Annotated in this window: 14 protein-coding genes and 1 CRISPR repeat array; of the genes, 6 read left to right on the forward strand and 8 right to left on the reverse strand. The window is 70.0% G+C overall.

The features are described 5' to 3' along the window. Positions 1–440 precede the first annotated feature (440 nt). Genes cas5c through cas2 form a run of 6 tightly spaced genes read left to right on the forward strand, consistent with a single transcriptional unit; the run spans position 441 to position 5,768 of the window. Positions 441–1,130: a type I-C CRISPR-associated protein Cas5c gene (cas5c, locus tag ABT297_RS24845; RefSeq protein ID WP_350553837.1), complete on the forward strand. Its 690-nt coding sequence runs from the start codon at positions 441–443 to the stop codon at positions 1,128–1,130. Beyond that, positions 1,043–2,953, forward strand: coding sequence for a type I-C CRISPR-associated protein Cas8c/Csd1 (gene cas8c, locus ABT297_RS24850; RefSeq protein ID WP_350553726.1), 1,911 nt, complete (start codon positions 1,043–1,045; stop codon positions 2,951–2,953). The genes cas5c and cas8c overlap by 88 nt, the downstream gene beginning before the upstream one ends. Beyond that, complete coding sequence (gene cas7c / locus ABT297_RS24855; protein WP_350553728.1) at positions 2,950–3,813, forward strand: type I-C CRISPR-associated protein Cas7/Csd2; 864 nt, start codon at positions 2,950–2,952, stop codon at positions 3,811–3,813. Before cas8c ends, cas7c begins: the two co-directional genes overlap by 4 nt. Then, a complete protein-coding gene (gene cas4, locus ABT297_RS24860; protein ID WP_350553729.1) occupies positions 3,810–4,454 on the forward strand; it encodes a CRISPR-associated protein Cas4 in 645 nt (214 codons plus the stop codon). The genes cas7c and cas4 overlap by 4 nt, the downstream gene beginning before the upstream one ends. After that, positions 4,447–5,475 (forward strand): type I-C CRISPR-associated endonuclease Cas1c, encoded by a 1,029-nt coding sequence (gene cas1c / locus ABT297_RS24865; protein ID WP_350553731.1) that lies wholly within the window; start codon positions 4,447–4,449, stop codon positions 5,473–5,475. The genes cas4 and cas1c overlap by 8 nt, the downstream gene beginning before the upstream one ends. Beyond that, entirely contained in the window at positions 5,460–5,768 is a 309-nt protein-coding gene (gene cas2, locus ABT297_RS24870) for a CRISPR-associated endonuclease Cas2 (protein ID WP_350553733.1), read from the forward strand. The genes cas1c and cas2 overlap by 16 nt, the downstream gene beginning before the upstream one ends. A 125-nt stretch (positions 5,769–5,893) precedes the next feature. Next, a CRISPR array of direct repeats spans positions 5,894–9,729; the repeat unit is 37 nt; unit sequence GCTGCGCCCGGCCTTCGGGTCGGGCGAGGATCGCAAC. 183 nt (positions 9,730–9,912) lie between these two features. Here cas2 and ABT297_RS24875 read toward each other — a convergent pair. From ABT297_RS24875 to ABT297_RS24910, 8 genes are all read right to left on the reverse strand, one after another. Beyond that, positions 9,913–10,383, reverse strand: coding sequence for a winged helix-turn-helix domain-containing protein (locus tag ABT297_RS24875; RefSeq protein ID WP_350553735.1), 471 nt, complete (start codon positions 10,381–10,383; stop codon positions 9,913–9,915). A gap of 220 nt (positions 10,384–10,603) precedes the next feature. Next, positions 10,604–11,005, reverse strand: coding sequence for a GntR family transcriptional regulator (locus ABT297_RS24880; RefSeq protein WP_350553737.1), 402 nt, complete (start codon positions 11,003–11,005; stop codon positions 10,604–10,606). A 384-nt stretch (positions 11,006–11,389) separates the two neighbouring features. Next, positions 11,390–12,175 carry a tetratricopeptide repeat protein gene (locus ABT297_RS24885; protein ID WP_350553739.1) on the reverse strand — a complete coding sequence of 262 codons (786 nt, stop codon included), beginning with the start codon at positions 12,173–12,175 and terminating at the stop codon, positions 11,390–11,392. Continuing rightward, positions 12,172–12,480, reverse strand: a complete 309-nt coding sequence (locus ABT297_RS24890; protein WP_350553741.1) for a hypothetical protein — start codon at positions 12,478–12,480, stop codon at positions 12,172–12,174. The genes ABT297_RS24885 and ABT297_RS24890 overlap by 4 nt, the downstream gene beginning before the upstream one ends. A gap of 265 nt (positions 12,481–12,745) precedes the next feature. Then, complete coding sequence (locus tag ABT297_RS24895) at positions 12,746–14,089, reverse strand: class I adenylate-forming enzyme family protein (protein ID WP_350553743.1); 1,344 nt, start codon at positions 14,087–14,089, stop codon at positions 12,746–12,748. 796 nt (positions 14,090–14,885) lie between these two features. Continuing rightward, positions 14,886–15,596 carry a GPP34 family phosphoprotein gene (locus tag ABT297_RS24900; RefSeq protein WP_350553745.1) on the reverse strand — a complete coding sequence of 237 codons (711 nt, stop codon included), beginning with the start codon at positions 15,594–15,596 and terminating at the stop codon, positions 14,886–14,888. Positions 15,597–15,602: 6 nt separating this feature from the next. Beyond that, a complete protein-coding gene (locus tag ABT297_RS24905; protein WP_350553747.1) occupies positions 15,603–16,622 on the reverse strand; it encodes an acetamidase/formamidase family protein in 1,020 nt (339 codons plus the stop codon). Further along, on the reverse strand, positions 16,619–18,088 hold the full coding sequence (locus ABT297_RS24910) for an APC family permease (protein WP_350553749.1): 1,470 nt from the start codon (positions 18,086–18,088) through the stop codon (positions 16,619–16,621). The genes ABT297_RS24905 and ABT297_RS24910 overlap by 4 nt, the downstream gene beginning before the upstream one ends. Positions 18,089–18,369: the final 281 nt, after the last annotated feature.

Below are 18,369 nucleotides of genomic sequence, written 5' to 3' on the forward strand. Positions count from 1 at the left end.
GGGGTGGTGGGGGGGGGTGTGGGGGGCTCGCGTCGTCGTCGGGGTGTATCTACTAACCTGGTGGGGGGTGTTTGTGGCTTCGAAAACCTCGGGGCGGGGGGCCCCCCCCCCCCCCCCCCCCACGACGAGCGGTTCGTCGGAACTGGACTCGGGGATGTTGACCGGTTCAAGCATCTCTGGCTGACTGGAATACCGCTGTCGGCTCGCGTCGACGAGTACGCAGGTCGCCTTGCTGTGGGGCGGTCATGTGCAACCCGGTTGATGCAGGCGGATGCGGCCGACAGCTGTCGATCATGAGTTCGGCGGACGGAAAGTGTCGTACCCGTGGTCCATGATGGGCGCCGGATGCGATCGGTGGACCGTTCGGAGCGGCGAGCAGTCCAACAACCGCGGGCGCGCTTCGCGATTTTGATGGAGGGAATGATGTCGTGACGGCGGATGTGGTCAATGGGTTGACCCTGCGTCGTAGTGCTGACGGGGATCTTCCGGTAGTTGTGCAGGTCAGTGGCGAGGCTGCATTGTTTTCCCGGCCGGAGTTGAAGGTTGAGCGGGTCAGCTATCCGGTGATGACGCCGTCGGCTGCTGTCGGGGTGCTTGAATCGATCTTCTGGAAGCCGGAGATCCGCTACCAGATCGTGGCGATCGAGGTGCTCAAGCCGGTCCGACAGTTCACCGTCCGTCGGAACGAAACCTCGGATGTGGCGCCGCTGGCTGAGGCGATCAAGGGAACTCGACGGGTGGATACGGCCGCGAACCGCGATCAGCGCAACGCTGTCTGTCTGCGCGATGTGGCCTACCGGATTCATGCGCACATTGAGCTCGCCGCGCATGCCGACAAGCCTGTCGCGGCGTATCGGGACCAGCTACGCCGCCGGGTCCGCAAAGGCGCCTGTTTCCAGCGGCCGTACCTCGGTACCCGGGAGTTCAGCGCCGAGTTCGGCTGGCCGGATGACACGCCGCGCTGCGAGACGGTCAACGAGCAGGTCGGCATCATGCTGCACTCGATCCACCGGGATGGGCGGGATGGGCGGCTGCGGATGGAGTGGTTTGCCGCCCGTGTCGAGGCCGGCGTGCTGTATGTGCCCGAGCGCGGGATCGAGCTCGCGCTGCCGGAAGACCAGGTGGTTTAGTGCTGCTGCAACGACTGGTCGAGTATGCCGACAGCAGCGGCGAGGTTATCCCGCCGTTCTACGCCTACAAGTCGGTGCGCTGGATCCTCAATATCGACGCGGACGGTGTCGTGGACGGGGACTTGACCGACACGGCCGAGCGGTCCGATCCGCAACGCCGGTTCGGCGCGCCGCGGCTGGTGCCAGCGGTCACCCGCACGGTCGCTATCGCGCCCGTGCTTGCGGTCGACAACGGCGAGTATCTGTTCGGGTGGGTCACTGATGGCGCGAAGCCGGATCGGGTGGCGAAACAGCAGGAGGCGTTCCGCGCGTTGATCGAGCAGTGGGCCGCGGCCGAGCCGGACGGCCCCGGGCGTGCCATCACCGCGTTCTACAACAACGGCCACGATCGCAAGGTCGAGCGGCCGCCCGGTTGGAGCCGCGGTGACCTGATCCGCTTCCGGGTCGCCGGCAAGGATGCGGCCACGACCGACGCAGCCCAGCGGTTCTGGGCCACCGTGGCCGGGGACCGCAAGAACTCCGGCACGAGCGGCCTGTGTCTCGTCTGCGGCCGGACGCAGCCGCTGCTGAAGACGATTCCGCAACAGATCCCGCAACGCTGGCTGCCCGGGGCCACGCAGGGGGCGTCGCTGGTCAGTGTCAACGAGGCCGTGCACGGTTACGAGCTGCAGAAGTTTCTGGCTCACACGCCGATCTGCGCGGGCTGCGGCCTGAAGTTCATGACCGCGCTCACCGGCCTGCTCGCCGACCCGCGGCACAGCACAACCCTGTCCGGGCAGAACGCCCGGCTGGCCTGGTGGGTGCTGGGCGGATCCACCTTCGACCCGTGGGCTGCGCTCGACCAGCCGGATGAATCCGCCATCCAGCAGTTGATCGCCGGACCGGCCACGGGCTCAACATCGAGCGTGGACGACCTTTCCACGTACTGCGCGGTGACGGTCGGGGGAAACGTGGCCCGGGTGGTGGTCCGCGACTGGGTCGAGCAGCCGCTGCCCAGGATCCAAGCCAACATCGCGGCCTGGTTTCTCGACTGCGCGATCGTCGATGACCGCTCCGGCGACCTGGTCCACCCGCGTATCTCGCACCTTGCCCGGGTGGCCGGCCGCTGGGAGGGGGGCCGTGACGGGGCCAACGGCACTTGGACGAAGTTCGGCGCGTCCGGTGAGGACCGACCACCGGATACCTTCCAAGACCTGCTCGGCGCCGCCCTCCTGCACCGGCCGTTGCCGCCGAAACTGCTCAATCACCTCATCCACCGCATCCGCGCGGACGGACGGCTCGACGCCGCCCGTGCCGGTCTGATCCGGCTCGGGCTGCGCCGCCACCCGGGCCTGTCCGACCGTGACCGAGAAAGGCTGACACCGACCTTGCACGTGGACAACACACAGCCGGCCTACATCTCCGGTCGGATCTTCGCCGTCCTGGACGACCTGCAACGGGCCGTCTCCCGGGTGGCCGATCAGAAGCTGAACACCACCTTCGCCGAGCGCCACTTCGCCCGGGCCGTGGACAACCCCCGTGTCGTGCTGGTTTCCGGCCGGCGCACCGCCACCGCCTGGCTCAAACGGCTGCGTGGACCGCTTCACCGGCCGGGCTGGGCTGTCGCGTACGAGCGTCGCCTCGACGACCTCTTTGCGCAACTCGACGCGATCCCCGGCACCGCGGTGCTGACCGACAAGGCCCAGTTCATCCTCGGCTACCACCAGCAACGCGCAGCCCTGCGCACCGAGCGCACCGCCGCAGCCGCCAAGCAGACCAACACCGACCTGCCGCCAGAGCCCGATGAGCAGCCGCAGACGTCCGACGAAGGAGACGAGGCATGACCACCGCCCACCTGGACCCCACCCGACGCCACGACGCTGTCCTGCTCTTCGACGTCGCCGACGGCAACCCCAACGGCGACCCGGACGCGGCCAACCAGCCACGCACCGACGACGAGACCGGCCAAGGCCTGGTCACCGACGTGGCGATCAAACGCAAGATCCGCGACACGGTGTCACTGCTGCGCGGCGACGACGAACGCTACGGCATCTTCGTCGAGGCCGGGTACGCGCTCAACACCCGGATCGAGGCCGCGCTCAAGGCCAACCCCGGGAAGACAGACGAGGCGCAACAGTGGCTGTGCCAGCACTACTTCGACATCCGGATGTTCGGCGGCGTGCTCAGCACCGGCAGGAGCGGCGGCGCCGGCCAGGTCCGGGGCCCGCTGCAGCTCACGTTCGCCCGCAGCATCGACCCCGTCCTGCCGACCGACCACACCATCACCCGGGTCACCCAAACCCGCCAAGAAGATGTCGACAAAGGGGAACGCACCGAAATCGGCTCGAAGTGGACCGTCCCCTACGGCCTGTACCGGGCGCACGCGTTCTTCTCCGCCCCACGGGCCGGCAAGACCGGCGTGACCAGCGACGACCTCGCGGTGCTGTGGCAGGCCATCGGCGTCATGTTCGACCATGACCGGGCCGCCACCAGAGGCGAGATGAAGCTCTGCGGGCTCTACGTGTTCAGCCACCGCGACGCCCTGGGCGTCGCACCCTCCGCCGCGCTCACCCAGCGGCTCACCCTCGCCCGCGTCGATCCGGACAAGGCGCCGCGCACCCACACCGACTACACCCGGGTCTGGGACGCATCACCGCTGCCCGACGGCGTGGAACTGACCAAGCTGGTCGACCTCTGGCCGTGACCGAGGACGCGCGAGCGGACAGCGGCGTGCAGGAGGTGCCGCTGTCCGCTCTTGAACATGTCGCGTACTGCAAGCGGCAGACCGCCTTGATCCATGTCGAAGGCGTCTGGTCGGAGAACGCGGAAACGGTCCGCGGCGACCTCAGCCACACCGCCGTCGACCTGCCCGGCATCCAACGTCGCCGTGGCCTCACCACGATCCGCTCCCTACCGGTATGGAGCGAAATCCACAGCCTGCGCGGCATCTGCGACGTCGTCGAGTTCGAACACCACACCGCCACGCCGGTCGAGTACAAGGTGGGCCGCTACCAGCCCGGCGGCCCCGCCGAACTGCAACTGGCCGGACAGGCGCTCTGCCTGATCGAAGCCGGATTCGACGTGCCGACCGGCTACATCTACTCGGTCGCGGAACGCCGCCGCCACCCGGTGCCCATCACCGCCGATCTGCTCGACGCGGTGATCAACGCCACCGCCGCGGTCCGTGAACTGCTGGCCGCCGCGACACTGCCGGCGGCACGAAACGACGCCCGCTGCCGCAGATGCTCACTGCGGGATGACTGCCTCCCCGAACTGACCGACGGGCGCCGGCACGTCGTACCTGACCTGTTGACCCCGCGACCACTGGGAGCGTGGAGTGACTGAACTACTCAACACCCTCTACGTGCAGACGCCGGGCACCAGCCTCCACCTCGACGGCGACACCGTACGGGTATTCCACCCCGAGCAGACCGGACGCCACCTCCTGCCGCTCGTCCGCCTCGACCACCTGGTCCTCTTCGCCGGTGTCACCCCCACCGACGACCTCCTGCTCCGCTGCGCTGACGACGGCCGGTCCGTCAGTTGGCTGACCAGCAGCGGCCGGTTCCGGGCCCGGCTCGTCGGCCCTACCACCGGCAACCCGCTGCTGCGCCAAGCCCAATACCGCGCCGCCGACTCCCCGGACCGTCGGCTGCAGTTGGCCACCGCCATGGTCGCCGGGAAAATCCACAACGCCCGCCAGGTCCTGCTCCGCACCGCCCGAGACACCTCCGGACACCGCCAGACCGCCCTGCGAGCCAGCGCCGACCTCCTCGCAGCACGCCTCACGCTGCTCGGCGACGCCGCCAGCGCCAATGAAGTCCTCGGCGTCGAGGGCATCGCCGCCCGCGACTACTTCGCCGCGATGCCCAACCTGCTGACCAACCCCACGGAGTGGAACGCGTCCGGACGCACCAAGCGTCCCCCCACCGACCCGCTCAACTGTCTGCTGTCCTTCCTCTACGGCATGCTGCGCATCTCCGTACACGGCGCCCTGGAACAGGTCGGACTCGACCCCTACATCGGCTTCCTGCATGCCGTACGCCCAGGAAAGCCAGCCCTCGCCCTGGACCTGATGGAAGAATTCCGACCGCTGCTGGCCGACCGGCTCGCGCTCACCATGCTCAACCGCCGCGAACTCGCCCGCACCGACTTCGAACAGCTGCCCAACGGCGGATACCGACTCACCGAAACCGGCCGCAAAACCGTCCTCGGGGCATGGCAGCACAGCCGCCGACGGGACTGGCGCCACGCCCAGCTCAACCGAGACGTACCATCAGCGTTGCTGCCCCTGGTTCAGGCTCGCCTCCTCGCCCGCCACCTGCGCGGCGATCTGGACACGTACCAGCCGTGGACCGTGAACTGACCATGGACCTGCTCGTCACCTACGACGTCGAAACCATCACCCCGCAAGGCCAACGCCGCCTGCACAAGGTCGCGAAAATCTGCGAGGCGTACGGGCACCGCGTACAGAAGTCCGTCTTCGAAGTCGTCTGCCGAGAGACCGACAAGCTTCGGCTGGTCGCCGCGCTGAACGCCGCCATCGACCCGCTGCAGGACAGTATCCGCATCTACCGATTGCCGGCCAACGCCCTCGACGATGTTGAACACCTCGGCAGACCCCGCGATGTCGATCCGCGAGGTCCACTGGTGATCTAGGAACCCCGAGTCCGCACCGAAACGCGGACGGTTCCGAAGCAAAGAATCTGGATATGATCGACAAAACGGATCGCAAGCAGGCGGCACAAGCATCGTCGCCTGACTATTTTTCCTGTTCGCGATCCGCTGCGCCCGGCCTTCGGGTCGGGCGAGGATCGCAACGGCGTGTACCTAACGATGTTATGGGGTGTGTATCGGCTGCGCCCGGCCTTCGGGTCGGGCGAGGATCGCAACATCGGGGGACAGTCGGCCTCTCGCGGTCGCTATGCAGCCCGCTGCGCCCGGCCTTCGGGTCGGGCGAGGATCGCAACCGGCTGCGGCAGAACGCCATCGACCAGCGGCGGGCTGTCGCTGCGCCCGGCCTTCGGGTCGGGCGAGGATCGCAACGCCGCTTTCGTGCGCCAGTCCGGGGCGTCGACCACGGCGCTGCGCCCGGCCTTCGGGTCGGGCGAGGATCGCAACCCGTCGTCGTCGGTGATGGTGCAGGTGAGCGGGTGCCGCTGCGCCCGGCCTTCGGGTCGGGCGAGGATCGCAACGGGTCGACCTCGATCTCAGGCTCGACCTCGACCTCGAGCTGCGCCCGGCCTTCGGGTCGGGCGAGGATCGCAACATCGCCGGGCCGGGCGGGCAGGCCGTCGTCGAACTCAAGCTGCGCCCGGCCTTCGGGTCGGGCGAGGATCGCAACTACGTACGTACCTGTAGTAACCACAACCCGTTCGGAAGCTGCGCCCGGCCTTCGGGTCGGGCGAGGATCGCAACACTCGATCAAGAGCTGAAATTGCGCGACTACATGGACACGCTGCGCCCGGCCTTCGGGTCGGGCGAGGATCGCAACTCGGCGAGGGGGCGGCAAGGCGCGCGTAGTCGGCGCGCTGCGCCCGGCCTTCGGGTCGGGCGAGGATCGCAACACCTTGCGTGGGGTGACGTAGTACTGCTCCGAGCCGGGCGCTGCGCCCGGCCTTCGGGTCGGGCGAGGATCGCAACACTGTTCAGGCTGGTGTGGTCGTGCCTAGCCTGATGCTGCGCCCGGCCTTCGGGTCGGGCGAGGATCGCAACCTTGCACTCGGCGACATCGCCCGCACCCGCCCGCTCATGCTGCGCCCGGCCTTCGGGTCGGGCGAGGATCGCAACTCGTAGATCAACTTGAGGTACAACTGATCGACGGTGCCGTATGCTGCGCCCGGCCTTCGGGTCGGGCGAGGATCGCAACGGATTTGGGGCGAGGTTTCACAGCGACGGCCGTCGACTGGCGCTGCGCCCGGCCTTCGGGTCGGGCGAGGATCGCAACGCTGCGGTGTTTACCCGCGTGTACAGCGGTATGGCTGGCGGCTGCGCCCGGCCTTCGGGTCGGGCGAGGATCGCAACGCCTTCGGGCTCGCACTCGCTTTGGGCTGGGCGATAACTCGCTGCGCCCGGCCTTCGGGTCGGGCGAGGATCGCAACGCCGCGACGGGCGTCAGATGCTTGAGGTCGCTGCTGAGGCTGCGCCCGGCCTTCGGGTCGGGCGAGGATCGCAACTCGCCGCTCGCCGGCGGCACTGCGATCGGCGACCCGCAGGCTGCGCCCGGCCTTCGGGTCGGGCGAGGATCGCAACCACCACCACTCGATGACGTTGTGGGTGCGTTTGCCCTCGTGCTGCGCCCGGCCTTCGGGTCGGGCGAGGATCGCAACCGTACGAGGTGAGGATGTCGCGCGAGTGGAGGTCGCGGGCTGCGCCCGGCCTTCGGGTCGGGCGAGGATCGCAACTTGGCGAGCCAGGCGCCGAAGCGCTGGTAGGGCTTGCCGCTGCGCCCGGCCTTCGGGTCGGGCGAGGATCGCAACACGCAGAACCCCAAGGGAATGAAGCGCTGGGTGGACAAAGCTGCGCCCGGCCTTCGGGTCGGGCGAGGATCGCAACGACCTCGCACCCGGAACCCTCGACGGTGAGCTGGCGGCCGCTGCGCCCGGCCTTCGGGTCGGGCGAGGATCGCAACCACAAGGGCCAGGCGACACCCCATCGGGCGGCCGCCCAGGCTGCGCCCGGCCTTCGGGTCGGGCGAGGATCGCAACGCCGAGCCAGGACCAGGCGGCGGCGAGCTCGCCGAGGGAGGCTGCGCCCGGCCTTCGGGTCGGGCGAGGATCGCAACGGGCAGCCGCATGTGGATGACCGGGCCCGACTTTTCCGGCTGCGCCCGGCCTTCGGGTCGGGCGAGGATCGCAACTTGCAACTCAGCGATACGGCGGGCGGCGGACTCGTCATGCGCTGCGCCCGGCCTTCGGGTCGGGCGAGGATCGCAACATCGGACCTCCAAGCTTGAAACCCCGGGGCCGGCGGCTGCGCCCGGCCTTCGGGTCGGGCGAGGATCGCAACCACCGGTGGAACCACGACAGGCCGACCGCGAACATCCCGCGCTGCGCCCGGCCTTCGGGTCGGGCGAGGATCGCAACCTCAACATCTGCGCGCACGACCAGACCACCGACCCGTCCGGGCTGCGCCCGGCCTTCGGGTCGGGCGAGGATCGCAACGGTCTGGCCACGTCGCAGATCGCAACCGAGGTCCTGTCCGCGCTGCGCCCGGCCTTCGGGTCGGGCGAGGATCGCAACTCCAGGTTGGTGCGTACTTCGTGCGCGCGGCTGACAAGGCTGCGCCCGGCCTTCGGGTCGGGCGAGGATCGCAACTTCGACCGGTCGGTCGAGCCGGCAGACCTGCCCGCCAGCTGGCGCGCAGCTGGCAGACCTGCCCGCCAGCTGCGCCCGGCCTTCGGGTCGGGCGAGGATCGCAACATGGCCACGAGGTAGGCACCGAACCTGGTGAGGCGGTGCTGCGCCCGGCCTTCGGGTCGGGCGAGGATCGCAACGGGCTGGTTGGGTGTGGTCATCAGTGGCCGCCGGCGGCTGCGCCCGGCCTTCGGGTCGGGCGAGGATCGCAACAAGGAGACGGGGCCGCTCGTTTCCGACTACAAGCAGGCTGCGCCCGGCCTTCGGGTCGGGCGAGGATCGCAACATCTCGAACTGCGGCGCTAGCTTGGCGGCCTCGTCGATGTGCTGCGCCCGGCCTTCGGGTCGGGCGAGGATCGCAACGACCTGATCGGCGCCGCCTACGACGCCATGAACGAGGGCTGCGCCCGGCCTTCGGGTCGGGCGAGGATCGCAACGCGTCGGCGGCGCGCTGGTCGGCCACGCGTCGGGCCTCCTGCTGCGCCCGGCCTTCGGGTCGGGCGAGGATCGCAACTCCGGCCTGGCGCCGGGGCTGACACGGTCGGGCACCGGGCTGCGCCCGGCCTTCGGGTCGGGCGAGGATCGCAACAAGGCCAACAACGAGTGGATGATCATCGGCCCCGCCGCTGCGCCCGGCCTTCGGGTCGGGCGAGGATCGCAACAGGTGGTTGGAGCTGGCGTGCTGTGGACCGCTAGCTGCGCCCGGCCTTCGGGTCGGGCGAGGATCGCAACCCCCGCAACCCGCTGCACCACCGCCCACGGCCTCGCTGGCTGCGCCTGGCCTTCGGGTCGGGCGAGGATCGCAACATCCACGAGGCGGACACCGACGCCAAGAAGGGCGTGCTGTTGATGCGCCCGGCCTTCGGGTCGGGCGAGGATCGCAACTCAGCGGCGGGCGGATCGCTATGTTGCCCGCGTTTCGCACGCTGCGCCCGGCCTTCGGGTCGGGCGAGGATCGCAACGCGGGGATCGTCACCGCGGTGCAGCTCGGCTGGCGCATGCTGCGCCCGGCCTTCGGGTCGGGCGAGGATCGCAACGTCGACGGTGTGATACACCACGACCACGTGATTCCGTGTCAGCTGCGCCCGGCCTTCGGGTCGGGCGAGGATCGCAACATGACCTCGGTCGCGTCGGTGCCCGCCGCGACCGGCGCTGCGCCCGGCCTTCGGGTCGGGCGAGGATCGCAACTGATCTGGCTGGGGTCCGGGTGACAGCCCCCATCCCAGCCGCTGCGACCGGCCTTCGGGTCGGGCGAGGATCGCAACCTCCGCGGGCTCTGGCTCAAGGTCACGGTCACCGGCGGGCAGCGCTGGCGGTTCGCCGCCGGCGAGGATCTGTAGACCGTTTCGGCGACCTCGGCCTCGGAGATCCAGGTTCCGGTGTCCTCGTCGAGCACCGCGCCGGGGGTAGCGCACCGGGGTCGCTTCGTCGATGCCGGCGAATCGCGGTCACGACGCCGACGGCGCCTGCATCGGACCCGCAGTCGCTGTGCGGCCGGTCACGAGCGGCGACGGGTTAGGCGTGACGAGCAGGACCCGATCGGCCGGGTATACCGTCACGGCACCGGTTGGGGTGGTGACTTGTAGCAGCGGCATCTCGGCTCGGCATCTGAGTTGCTCGAGGTCCGTCTGGTAGGGCATCCGGGCGGTGACCTGTGCGCCCACCGGGAGCGTAAGGACCTCGGGGTCCACGACCCGGGGGGTGCGGGAGCGCCGCCCCCGTCCGGTGACGATCAGCAGTTCGCGGCGCAAGACTTGCATCGCGTCCCGCACGGTGTCCAGGCCACACCCGAACCTTGCCACCAACTGCCCCTCGGCCGGCAGGTACGTATCGGGCGGGTATCCGCCGTCGAGGATCTCCTGCCGGAGGACTGCCGCGACAGCCTGGTAGCCCATCGTTGTGAAGTCGGGTTCGTCCATGCCACTGACTATCGGGCCACATGGCCCTATAGCTCAACTTTCGGTGTGGACCACGAGCCACCTTGCCCCGGTTCGCGCCAGGCGCGGAAGCGAGCCAGCGATGCGCTGCAATACCGAGGTCGTGACCCTGACGTGGGGTCGTTCGAGCTCACGACCTGAACCCGACCGCGGCGTTGGCGCCGGTTTCGCGTACGGGTCGGTTACGGCACCGGCGACGGCGTCACGCGCTGACGTTGTGCCGGTCGGCGCGGACGGTGGTGATGGTGCCGGTGGGGTGGTGGATTTCGAGCAGGGGCACGCCGGCGGGCAGGCCGTGGTCTCGGGCCTCGCGCGGGGTCGGCATTCTGGCGATGAGTCGATCGCCGACGGTGAGCGGGATGGTGGCGCGATCAGGTTGTGCCCGGATTTTGGCCGGTGTGCCGCGTTGTGTGTCGATGAGTCCTTCGTTGGCCAGCAGTCGCAGGGCACGCTGGACGGTGACCAGACCGACGTGGTGGCGTTCGCTGATGGCGTTTGAGGACGGCAGGAGCGTGCCGGGCGGGAAGTGGCCGGTGGTGATCTGCTCGCGCAGGGTATCGGCGAGTTTGACGTAGATCGGGTCGGATCTGTGGTCGGAGCTCATGACGCTGTCCTCCATATGGGTTGGGGATGGCGAGGGTGGAAGGTGTCGCGGTTGCTGAGGCTGCGCAGCCGCCATTCGCATTGGGTACTGCGGGGCCGCTGGTCACGGAAGCTCCTCCAGGTGGAGGTAGGCGAACACGTCACCGGGCTGGGGTTCCACGCGTAGTACGAGCACTCCTGCGTACCCGCGTGTGCTTGTACCGCGTGTCGCAGCCGCGCGTCGGCGATCATCGGGATGAAGACGACGCGATGGTTCCTGCCGCCGCGGACGATCAGACGGAGCAGTTGCCAGGCGAGCTGACCGATCGTCATGCCGCTATTTGTGCCGGTTTGCCTCGGCGAGGACGCTGGTTGAGATGGTCCGTGGCCGGGTGCTGCTGCATGGTCACGCTCCGGTTCGGTTGAGGTTGGCGGGTTGCCACGGTGATCGGTGCTGTTGTGCCGCTGGCGCAGCGGGCGGTGGGGTGTGGCGGCGGTGCCGGCTGGCCGGTGTGGTGAGGTGGCGCAGGTCGGTGCCGAGTAGGGCGATGAGGGGATGGTCGCCGGCCAGCCCGGCTTGGGCGTGGTGCAGGCTGCGGTGGAGCAGTTGCTGGGCCTGGTCGGTGTGGCCGTGGGCATGGAGTAGGGCGGCGAGTTCGGCGGCGATGTGGAGGGTGTCGACGTTGGCGGCGCCTTGGTAGGCGTAGATGGCGGCGTGGGCGGCGGTGAGTTCGCGGAGTGCCTGCTCGTGGTCGCCCTGGTCGTGGTGGAGGAAGGCGAGGTTGGCTGCGGTGCGGCGGATGGCCCGGCCGGCTGGGCTGTGGGGTGAGGCCCGGCTGGTGAGGACCTGCTGGTAGCAGCGTTGGGCGTGGTCGAGGTGGCCGAGGTCGTGGTAGACAGCGCCGAGCACCGCATAGGCCTGGACGGTGAGTGGGTCGTCGGGTCCGCGGCGTGTGTGGAGGTCGGCGGCGAGTGGTTCGAGGATGTTGATGGCGGTGGTGAGCTGGTTGGTGTCGCGGAGGACCTCGCCGTACAGCACGGCGATCTGCGCGGCCGTCGCCTCCGCACCGGGGGTGGAGTCGGTGCGTGTGGCGGTGTAGGCGGAGCGCAGTGCCTGCCGGGCGGCCTCGAACCGCCATCCGGCCAGGTGTTCCCGGGCCGTGTCGAGGAGCTCGTCCAGGGACTGTGTCACGGCAGCACCTGCAGGTCGCGACCGCCGCCGCCGGCGGCCGGTGATGCTGGTGGCTCCGCAGGGAGGATCGCGGCTGGCGGATCGGTGTGGAGATCCTCGCGGGCGTGCATGGGCTGCAGGTCGGTGTCGCGGGCGGCGGTGTAGGCGATGCATGCGGCCATGACGGGCAGCAGCGCGGCGGTGCACAGTCCGGCGATGGCGACCAGGACGCCAAGCTGTCGCCGGGTGGGTGGCCGGTTCCACCGTGCGAGCCACCCCTGCGCACGTCCGCGAATCGCTGCGCAGCGCCGCGACCGATGGTTCACCTGGCTCACGGTCGCGCCCCGGGCAGATCGGTGTCGCTGTGTGCGCTGGCGTGCCGCTGTGGGCGGTTTGCGCGGCAGCGGGACAGGTCGCGGAGGTGCCGCCAGATGCCGGTGCTGCGGTCGTGGAATGCCGGTGTGGAGCAGTCGCCACCGTCGCAGCCAGGGCCGTCTAGCGTCAGCAACAGCCCGGTCAGCGTTGCGAGCGGGTCGACTAGGACGCAGAGGTCCGGATCGGCCGCTGGGGGCAGCGCGGCGGTGGGGGTCATCAGGCACCCGCCCTCGTGTCGCGGGTACGAGTTGCGGTCACCAGGATGTGGTGGGCGAACACGGGTGTGTCGTGTGCGGTGCAGTGCGCGGCGATCGTGGCCGCGGTGAGTGGTGTGGTGAGGCCGGGGCGCGGCCAGATGCGCAGCTGGGCGCGGGGCCGGTTGTGTTCGTCGGGGACGATGTGGACCGTGGCGGCGACGACGTCCGGGTGGGCGGTGACGGTGCGGCGCAGCGCGGCGCAGCGACGCTGTCCGGTGGGGCTGAGGTAGCGCTCGGCGGGTTCGAGCCGGTGCAGGGTGAGCCGTCCGCTGGCGGTGAGGGTGCCGATGTCGCCGCTGCTCCGCCACGCCGAGGCGGGTGGACAGGGTTGGTCGGCGCGGTGGGCGACGGCGGTGCAGTCGGTGCTGGCGGCTTCGATGAGCCCGGGGACGCCGGGTGGGGTGGGCTGGCCGGCTGGGTCGATGGTGCGGAGTCGCAGGCCGGGCAGCGGGGTGAGTGTGGTGTCGGTTGGGGTGGTGGTGGCGCCGTCGTAGGCGGGTGCGTGGTACCAGGTGGTGACGGTGACGTCGGCGGCGGTCGCGAAGTCGGCCAGGTGGTTGCCGGCGCCGGGCAGGGGCACGGTGGCGGGCACCACGACACGGCGGAGCGCTTGGGTGGCAGTGCCGAGCCGGCCGGGGCGTTGTTCCCGGGTGCGCAGGAGGGCTTTGATCTGGCCGGGGGCGAGGACTGCCCAGTCAGCGTGGGTCTGTGTGGCGGTGTGTAGCCAGCCGGCGGTGGTGAAGTCGGGCTGCAGGACGACGGTGCCGGCGGTGAGGAGCTGCCGGATGACGGTTTCGAAGATCGCGGCAGCGTGCAGTGGCGCGGTGATGAGGGCGGTGCCGCCTGGGGTGAGGCCGATGGCGTCGCCGAGCCGAGGGTTGGTGGGCGGTTCGCCGCCGGCGACCCACAGGTGCCGGCCGCCGGCGGCGGTGTGCAGGTGGGCCCGCCACGGCTGACACCAGTGCGCGGTGCGGGCGGCCTGGTCGATCAATGTGTCGAGCGACTTGGCCTGGACGTCGAGGGGAATGGGTAGCGGGATGGCGCCGCAGAGCCACACCGCGAGGGCCTCGGCGATCGTGTCGGCGGTCGGCTGGGCCACGATGGGCACGATCGCGCGAGTGGGCGGCCGGTAGCCGATGTACTGGTAGGCCAGCTGCCACAGCTGCCCAAACGTGACGGCCCGGCCGCCGTCGATGACCGCGACGCGGTGATCGTTGCTCCTGGCCAGGCGCTGGAACCGGTCGATGATCGCCTGCGTGGTCGCCGACGCTGCGGCGTGCCGGAGCACGGTGATCCGGCTCATGGACGACCCCACACCTCATGCAGTGCGGCCGGCGCATCGTGTGCGGGGTCGCCTCGATCGGGAGCCGAGGCCGCGGCTGCGCCGCTGGCAAGCGCACCGACGATCGTCGCGGCGGCCAGGAGCTGGGAGAGGTTGGTGATCCAGCGGGACCGTTGAGGCTGTCGGTTCATGGAATCCCATCGTGGCTGCGGTAGGTGTCCCGGCGGCCGTCGGTGGTTGTTTGGTTCGCCGGGGAAGACCGGCCGTCGCCGCGGCGGGTGCAGACGGAGCCGCTGGTACAGCCATGTGATCGGCGTTGTTCGGCCCGCGCCGGTTCGGAACATCGGCTCTGTCCTCTTCGAAAGCTGGTGTGTCTGGCTGCTGGGGGTGTGGGTGGGCCGCCCGCGCCGCGTTGAGCTGCGAGATGGCGCGGTGCGGGCGGCCCGAGGGTGGGGCCGGGGCGGCCTCCCATCCGGGCCCCTGATCGGGATGGGGCGGCGCGCTGCCATGGGCCCTCACCTGGGGTGAGACGCCGTCACGGACAGACGTCTCAGGTCGGGGCCGGCCGGGCTTGGCACGGCGGTTGGCGGCGCCTACGGCCTGCTCATCGCCGGCCGGGCCGGGCAGGAGCTGGTCGGTGTGGGTGCGGGGCGGCCCGGTCCAGGGAGGCGCGGACGGGCCGCCCCGCGTGGGACGGCGGCCAACCCTCGGCGGTGGAGGGTGCAGCCGCCGTCCGGCGTCCCCGGACCGGGTGCTCCGGCCGGCTGGGGGACGCACGCCACTGGGCGCGAGGTTCCACGCGGCGTTGTCGTCGCGGTCATCCGTACACCGAGACGGCGGCTTCGCCGATCAGGCTGTCGGTCTCGGCGACGACCTGACGCGCGGTGGGACGGTCGCTGCCGATCCGCTCAAGCATCTGCCCCAGCAACGCCCGCACATCGTGGCCGAAGCCGTCCAGATACAGCTCGGAGATCAGATCGAGGGCCAGGATCAGCCCGCCGAGGGCGTCGGTCTGCGCGTCCGGGCGGATCGAGCCGGTCAGCGTGCTGATCAGCCGCCCCCGCACCCGCGGGAGCACATTCGGGTCGGTCGGTGGATACCGGCGCCGCCCCCTGCCGAGCCGCCGATGCGACGTCTGCACGATAAGGTTCCCCGCATACATGCCGGCCGCGGTGCGCTCGTAGGCGTCCACGGCGAGGGCGCGGACCGCGTCGCGCACCGGGACCGACTGGCGCGGCGGCGCGAACGCCGACCGGCTGACCGGGCCGGCGAGCAGGCTGACCGCCCAGTCGGCGACCGGGTCACCGGACACCCCCGCCTCGGTCACCAACACCCGCCGCTCCACAACCCGGACCCGCTCCACCGGCCGCAACAGCTCGTCGATGAGCACGGCGCCGGCCAGTGCGACGCCCACCGCGGCGGGGCTCGCGAGGCGCTCCCCGGTCTCGGAATGGGTGAGGAAGAACAACTCCACCCGCAGCGGCTGGCGCAGGTTCGGCGGCGGTTTCTCACCGATCGGATAGGTCATCGCCGGTCACCACAACGTCGCGGCCAGCCCGCGCAGCCGCCGATGTACGCCACCGTAGGCGGTGGCGCCGCGCAGGACCGCTGTGTCGATCGCGGCGTGCATCGTGTACAGCGGGTCGCACACGTTGCCCGGCGCCGCCCGCCCGGCCTGCGACACCAACTGGTAGGCATCCAACACCTCGAGGCCGGTCAACTCGGCGACCCACCCGACCAGGTCATGCTGGCTGATCCGGTACGCGTCCTCGAGCGGGCGGGCCGCGCCGACCGAGATGAGCTGCTGGTCGGTCTCGATCCGCGGCCACGGCGTGGTAACGCCCTTGACCAGGTCGACGGCGACGGTGACCCGCATCGCGCATTCGACCCCGACCCCGCACACCTCGCCCTGGCCCTGCCGGGCGTGGCCGTCACCGAGCGCGAACAGCGCGCCGGGCACGTTCACCCCCAGATAGAGGGTGGTCCCGGCCCGCAGCTCCGGGATGTCGAGGTTCCCGCCGTGGGCGTCCGGGACGATGCTGGCCCGGACCTCCCCACCGGCCGGGGCGACACCGACGGTGCCGAGCATCGGGTCCAGCGGGAGCTCCACCGCGAAGTCCGAGCGGCGGGCGGCGTAGCGCACGGTGCCGGCCTGCAGGTTGATGTCGTACTGCCAGACCCGCTCCTCCAACGCGGGTTGCAGCGTCGGTGTGGTGTGCGTGCTGGTCAGGGCGCCGAAGTGCGGGAACGTCGCGGACATGCCCCAGTCACGGGCCGGGATGATCGCCGCGAAGTGCAGCACGAGGGTGTCGCCGGGCTCGGCGCCGTCCACGTGGAACGGGCCGGTGACCGGGTTGAACCGCTCACACACCCGGGATGGCAGATCGTCGACGGTGCGTACCGCACCGCCGAAGCAGTCCTCGGTGAAGGTGCGCAGGATTTGGCCCGGCTTGACCATCGCGACCGGGTCGGCACCGCCGAAGGTGTAGACGGCCGGCGCGTCCGGCTGGAAGTCGACAACGCCAGCAACGGAGGCGCTCCTGGCGTTGGTCATGACCGCTCCTGGTTGAGGCCGGACAGCACCGGACGACGGCCCGCCGCGTACAGGCCGACCAGGACCACGACGCCGATACCGACCCAGACGAGGGCGAGACGCTGCGCCGCGACGTTGGCGTTGACCGCCACATAGGCCAGAATCGCGAACCCCACCGCCGGCATCAGCAAGTGCGACCACAGGTTGCGGCTGCGCTTCCGAACGAGGTAATGCCAGACCACCGCGATGTGCAGGGTCAGGAACGCGGCAAGGGCGCCGAAATTGATCAGCGAGGCGAGCAGCGAGATCCCGTCCTCCCGCCACGCCATATACAACCCGATCCCCACCGACAACACCCCGGTCAGCACGATCGCGTTCGCCGGCACACCATGCCGCACCGACACCTTCCGCAGGAACGACGGCAGTTGCCGGTCACGGGCCATCGCAAACAGCAACCTGGACGTGGCGACCTGCGCGACGAGAGAGTTCGCCACACCCCACGCAATCGCGGTCGCGACCGCGCACAACGTCGCCAGCCACCCACCGCCGGCCACCCGGGCCGCGTCGTAGAACGCCACCCCATCCGGATCACCATTCGCCAACAGGCCCGCCGGGTCGGGCACGAGCAGCGCGGCCACCCACGTCTGCACGATGAACAACACACCCGCCAAGACCAGCGCGGCCGTCATCGCCCGACCGATCTGGCCCGGCCCACCCCGGTTCTCTTCGGCCAGCATGCTGATGCCGTCGAAACCCAGGAACGACAGCACCGCGACCGAGACCGCGCCGAACACCAACGGCCAGGTGAACGTGCCCGAGTTGAACAACGGCTCCCACGAGAAGCCACGACCCCGCCCATCCAGCAGCGCCCGAACACCGACCACCAGGAAGACGACCAGGACGATCGCCTCACCGACGAGCATGACCCGGGTGATCGCGGCCGTCATCCGGATACCGAGCAGGTTCGTCGCCGTGTTGAACACGACGAACCCGACCAGCCACGCCCACACCGGCACCGCTCCCACGACCGCGTGCATCGCCACCGCCGCGATCAGATACAACAGACTCGGCACCAACAGGTAGTCCAACAGGACCGACCACCCGGCGAGGAACCCGACCGGAGCCGCGATCCCCCGACCGGCATAGTTGTAGACACTGCCAGCGAACGGGAACGCCTTCACCATCTGCGCGTACGACGCCGCCGTGAACACCATCGCCACCATGCCGATCACATAGGCGAGGGCGACCATGCCACCGGAGCTTTGGAACACCCCACCGAAGATCCCGAACGGCGCGATCGGCACCATGAAGATCAACCCATAGAACACCAGATCCTTGAACCCCAGCGTCCGCCACAACTCCGGCCGATACCCACCAACCGGCGACGGGCCTCCCACAGGAACCGGTATCTGCTGTGCCGTACTCACGATCTCGTCCTCCCAATCGACTGACTTCCACGAACCCGCCGACCGGCCGTCGACGGACATGACCCATCCGCGCGTCACCGCCTGACGCGCCGATCTCTTGCTCTGTGCTGGAACCGTTTGAACCGGCTGCTGCTTCAGCCGGAGCGGCGACGGCGACTTGCTCGGTTGGATTGCCGGCTCCGATCGCCGAGGGCCGTGGCGTTCGCGCTCACCAGTCGACCAGCTGTCCGCAATCGTGGGAATGAACGACGCCCGTGAACAGCGGGAACACTGTGGACCGCCACGTGAACTCCGTGAACCTCCAGCTGGACCGCTCCCCGCGCGAGGTCAGAGCCAGCACA

It is taken from the genome of Dactylosporangium sp. NPDC000555, from assembly GCF_040300025.1.
Lineage (GTDB): Bacteria > Actinomycetota > Actinomycetes > Mycobacteriales > Micromonosporaceae > Dactylosporangium.

What these genes read in the sequence shown, in the direction of transcription:
- cas7c (WP_350553728.1), top strand. Translation starts at nt 2,950, where the DNA reads ATGACCACCGCCCACCTGGACCCCACCCGACGCCACGACGCTGTCCTG.
- ABT297_RS24875 (WP_350553735.1), bottom strand. Translation starts at nt 10,383, where the DNA reads ATGGACGAACCCGACTTCACAACGATGGGCTACCAGGCTGTCGCGGCA.
- ABT297_RS24880 (WP_350553737.1), bottom strand. Translation starts at nt 11,005, where the DNA reads ATGAGCTCCGACCACAGATCCGACCCGATCTACGTCAAACTCGCCGAT.
- ABT297_RS24895 (WP_350553743.1), bottom strand. Translation starts at nt 14,089, where the DNA reads ATGAGCCGGATCACCGTGCTCCGGCACGCCGCAGCGTCGGCGACCACG.
- ABT297_RS24900 (WP_350553745.1), bottom strand. Translation starts at nt 15,596, where the DNA reads ATGACCTATCCGATCGGTGAGAAACCGCCGCCGAACCTGCGCCAGCCG.
- ABT297_RS24905 (WP_350553747.1), bottom strand. Translation starts at nt 16,622, where the DNA reads ATGACCAACGCCAGGAGCGCCTCCGTTGCTGGCGTTGTCGACTTCCAG.
- ABT297_RS24910 (WP_350553749.1), bottom strand. Translation starts at nt 18,088, where the DNA reads ATGTCCGTCGACGGCCGGTCGGCGGGTTCGTGGAAGTCAGTCGATTGG.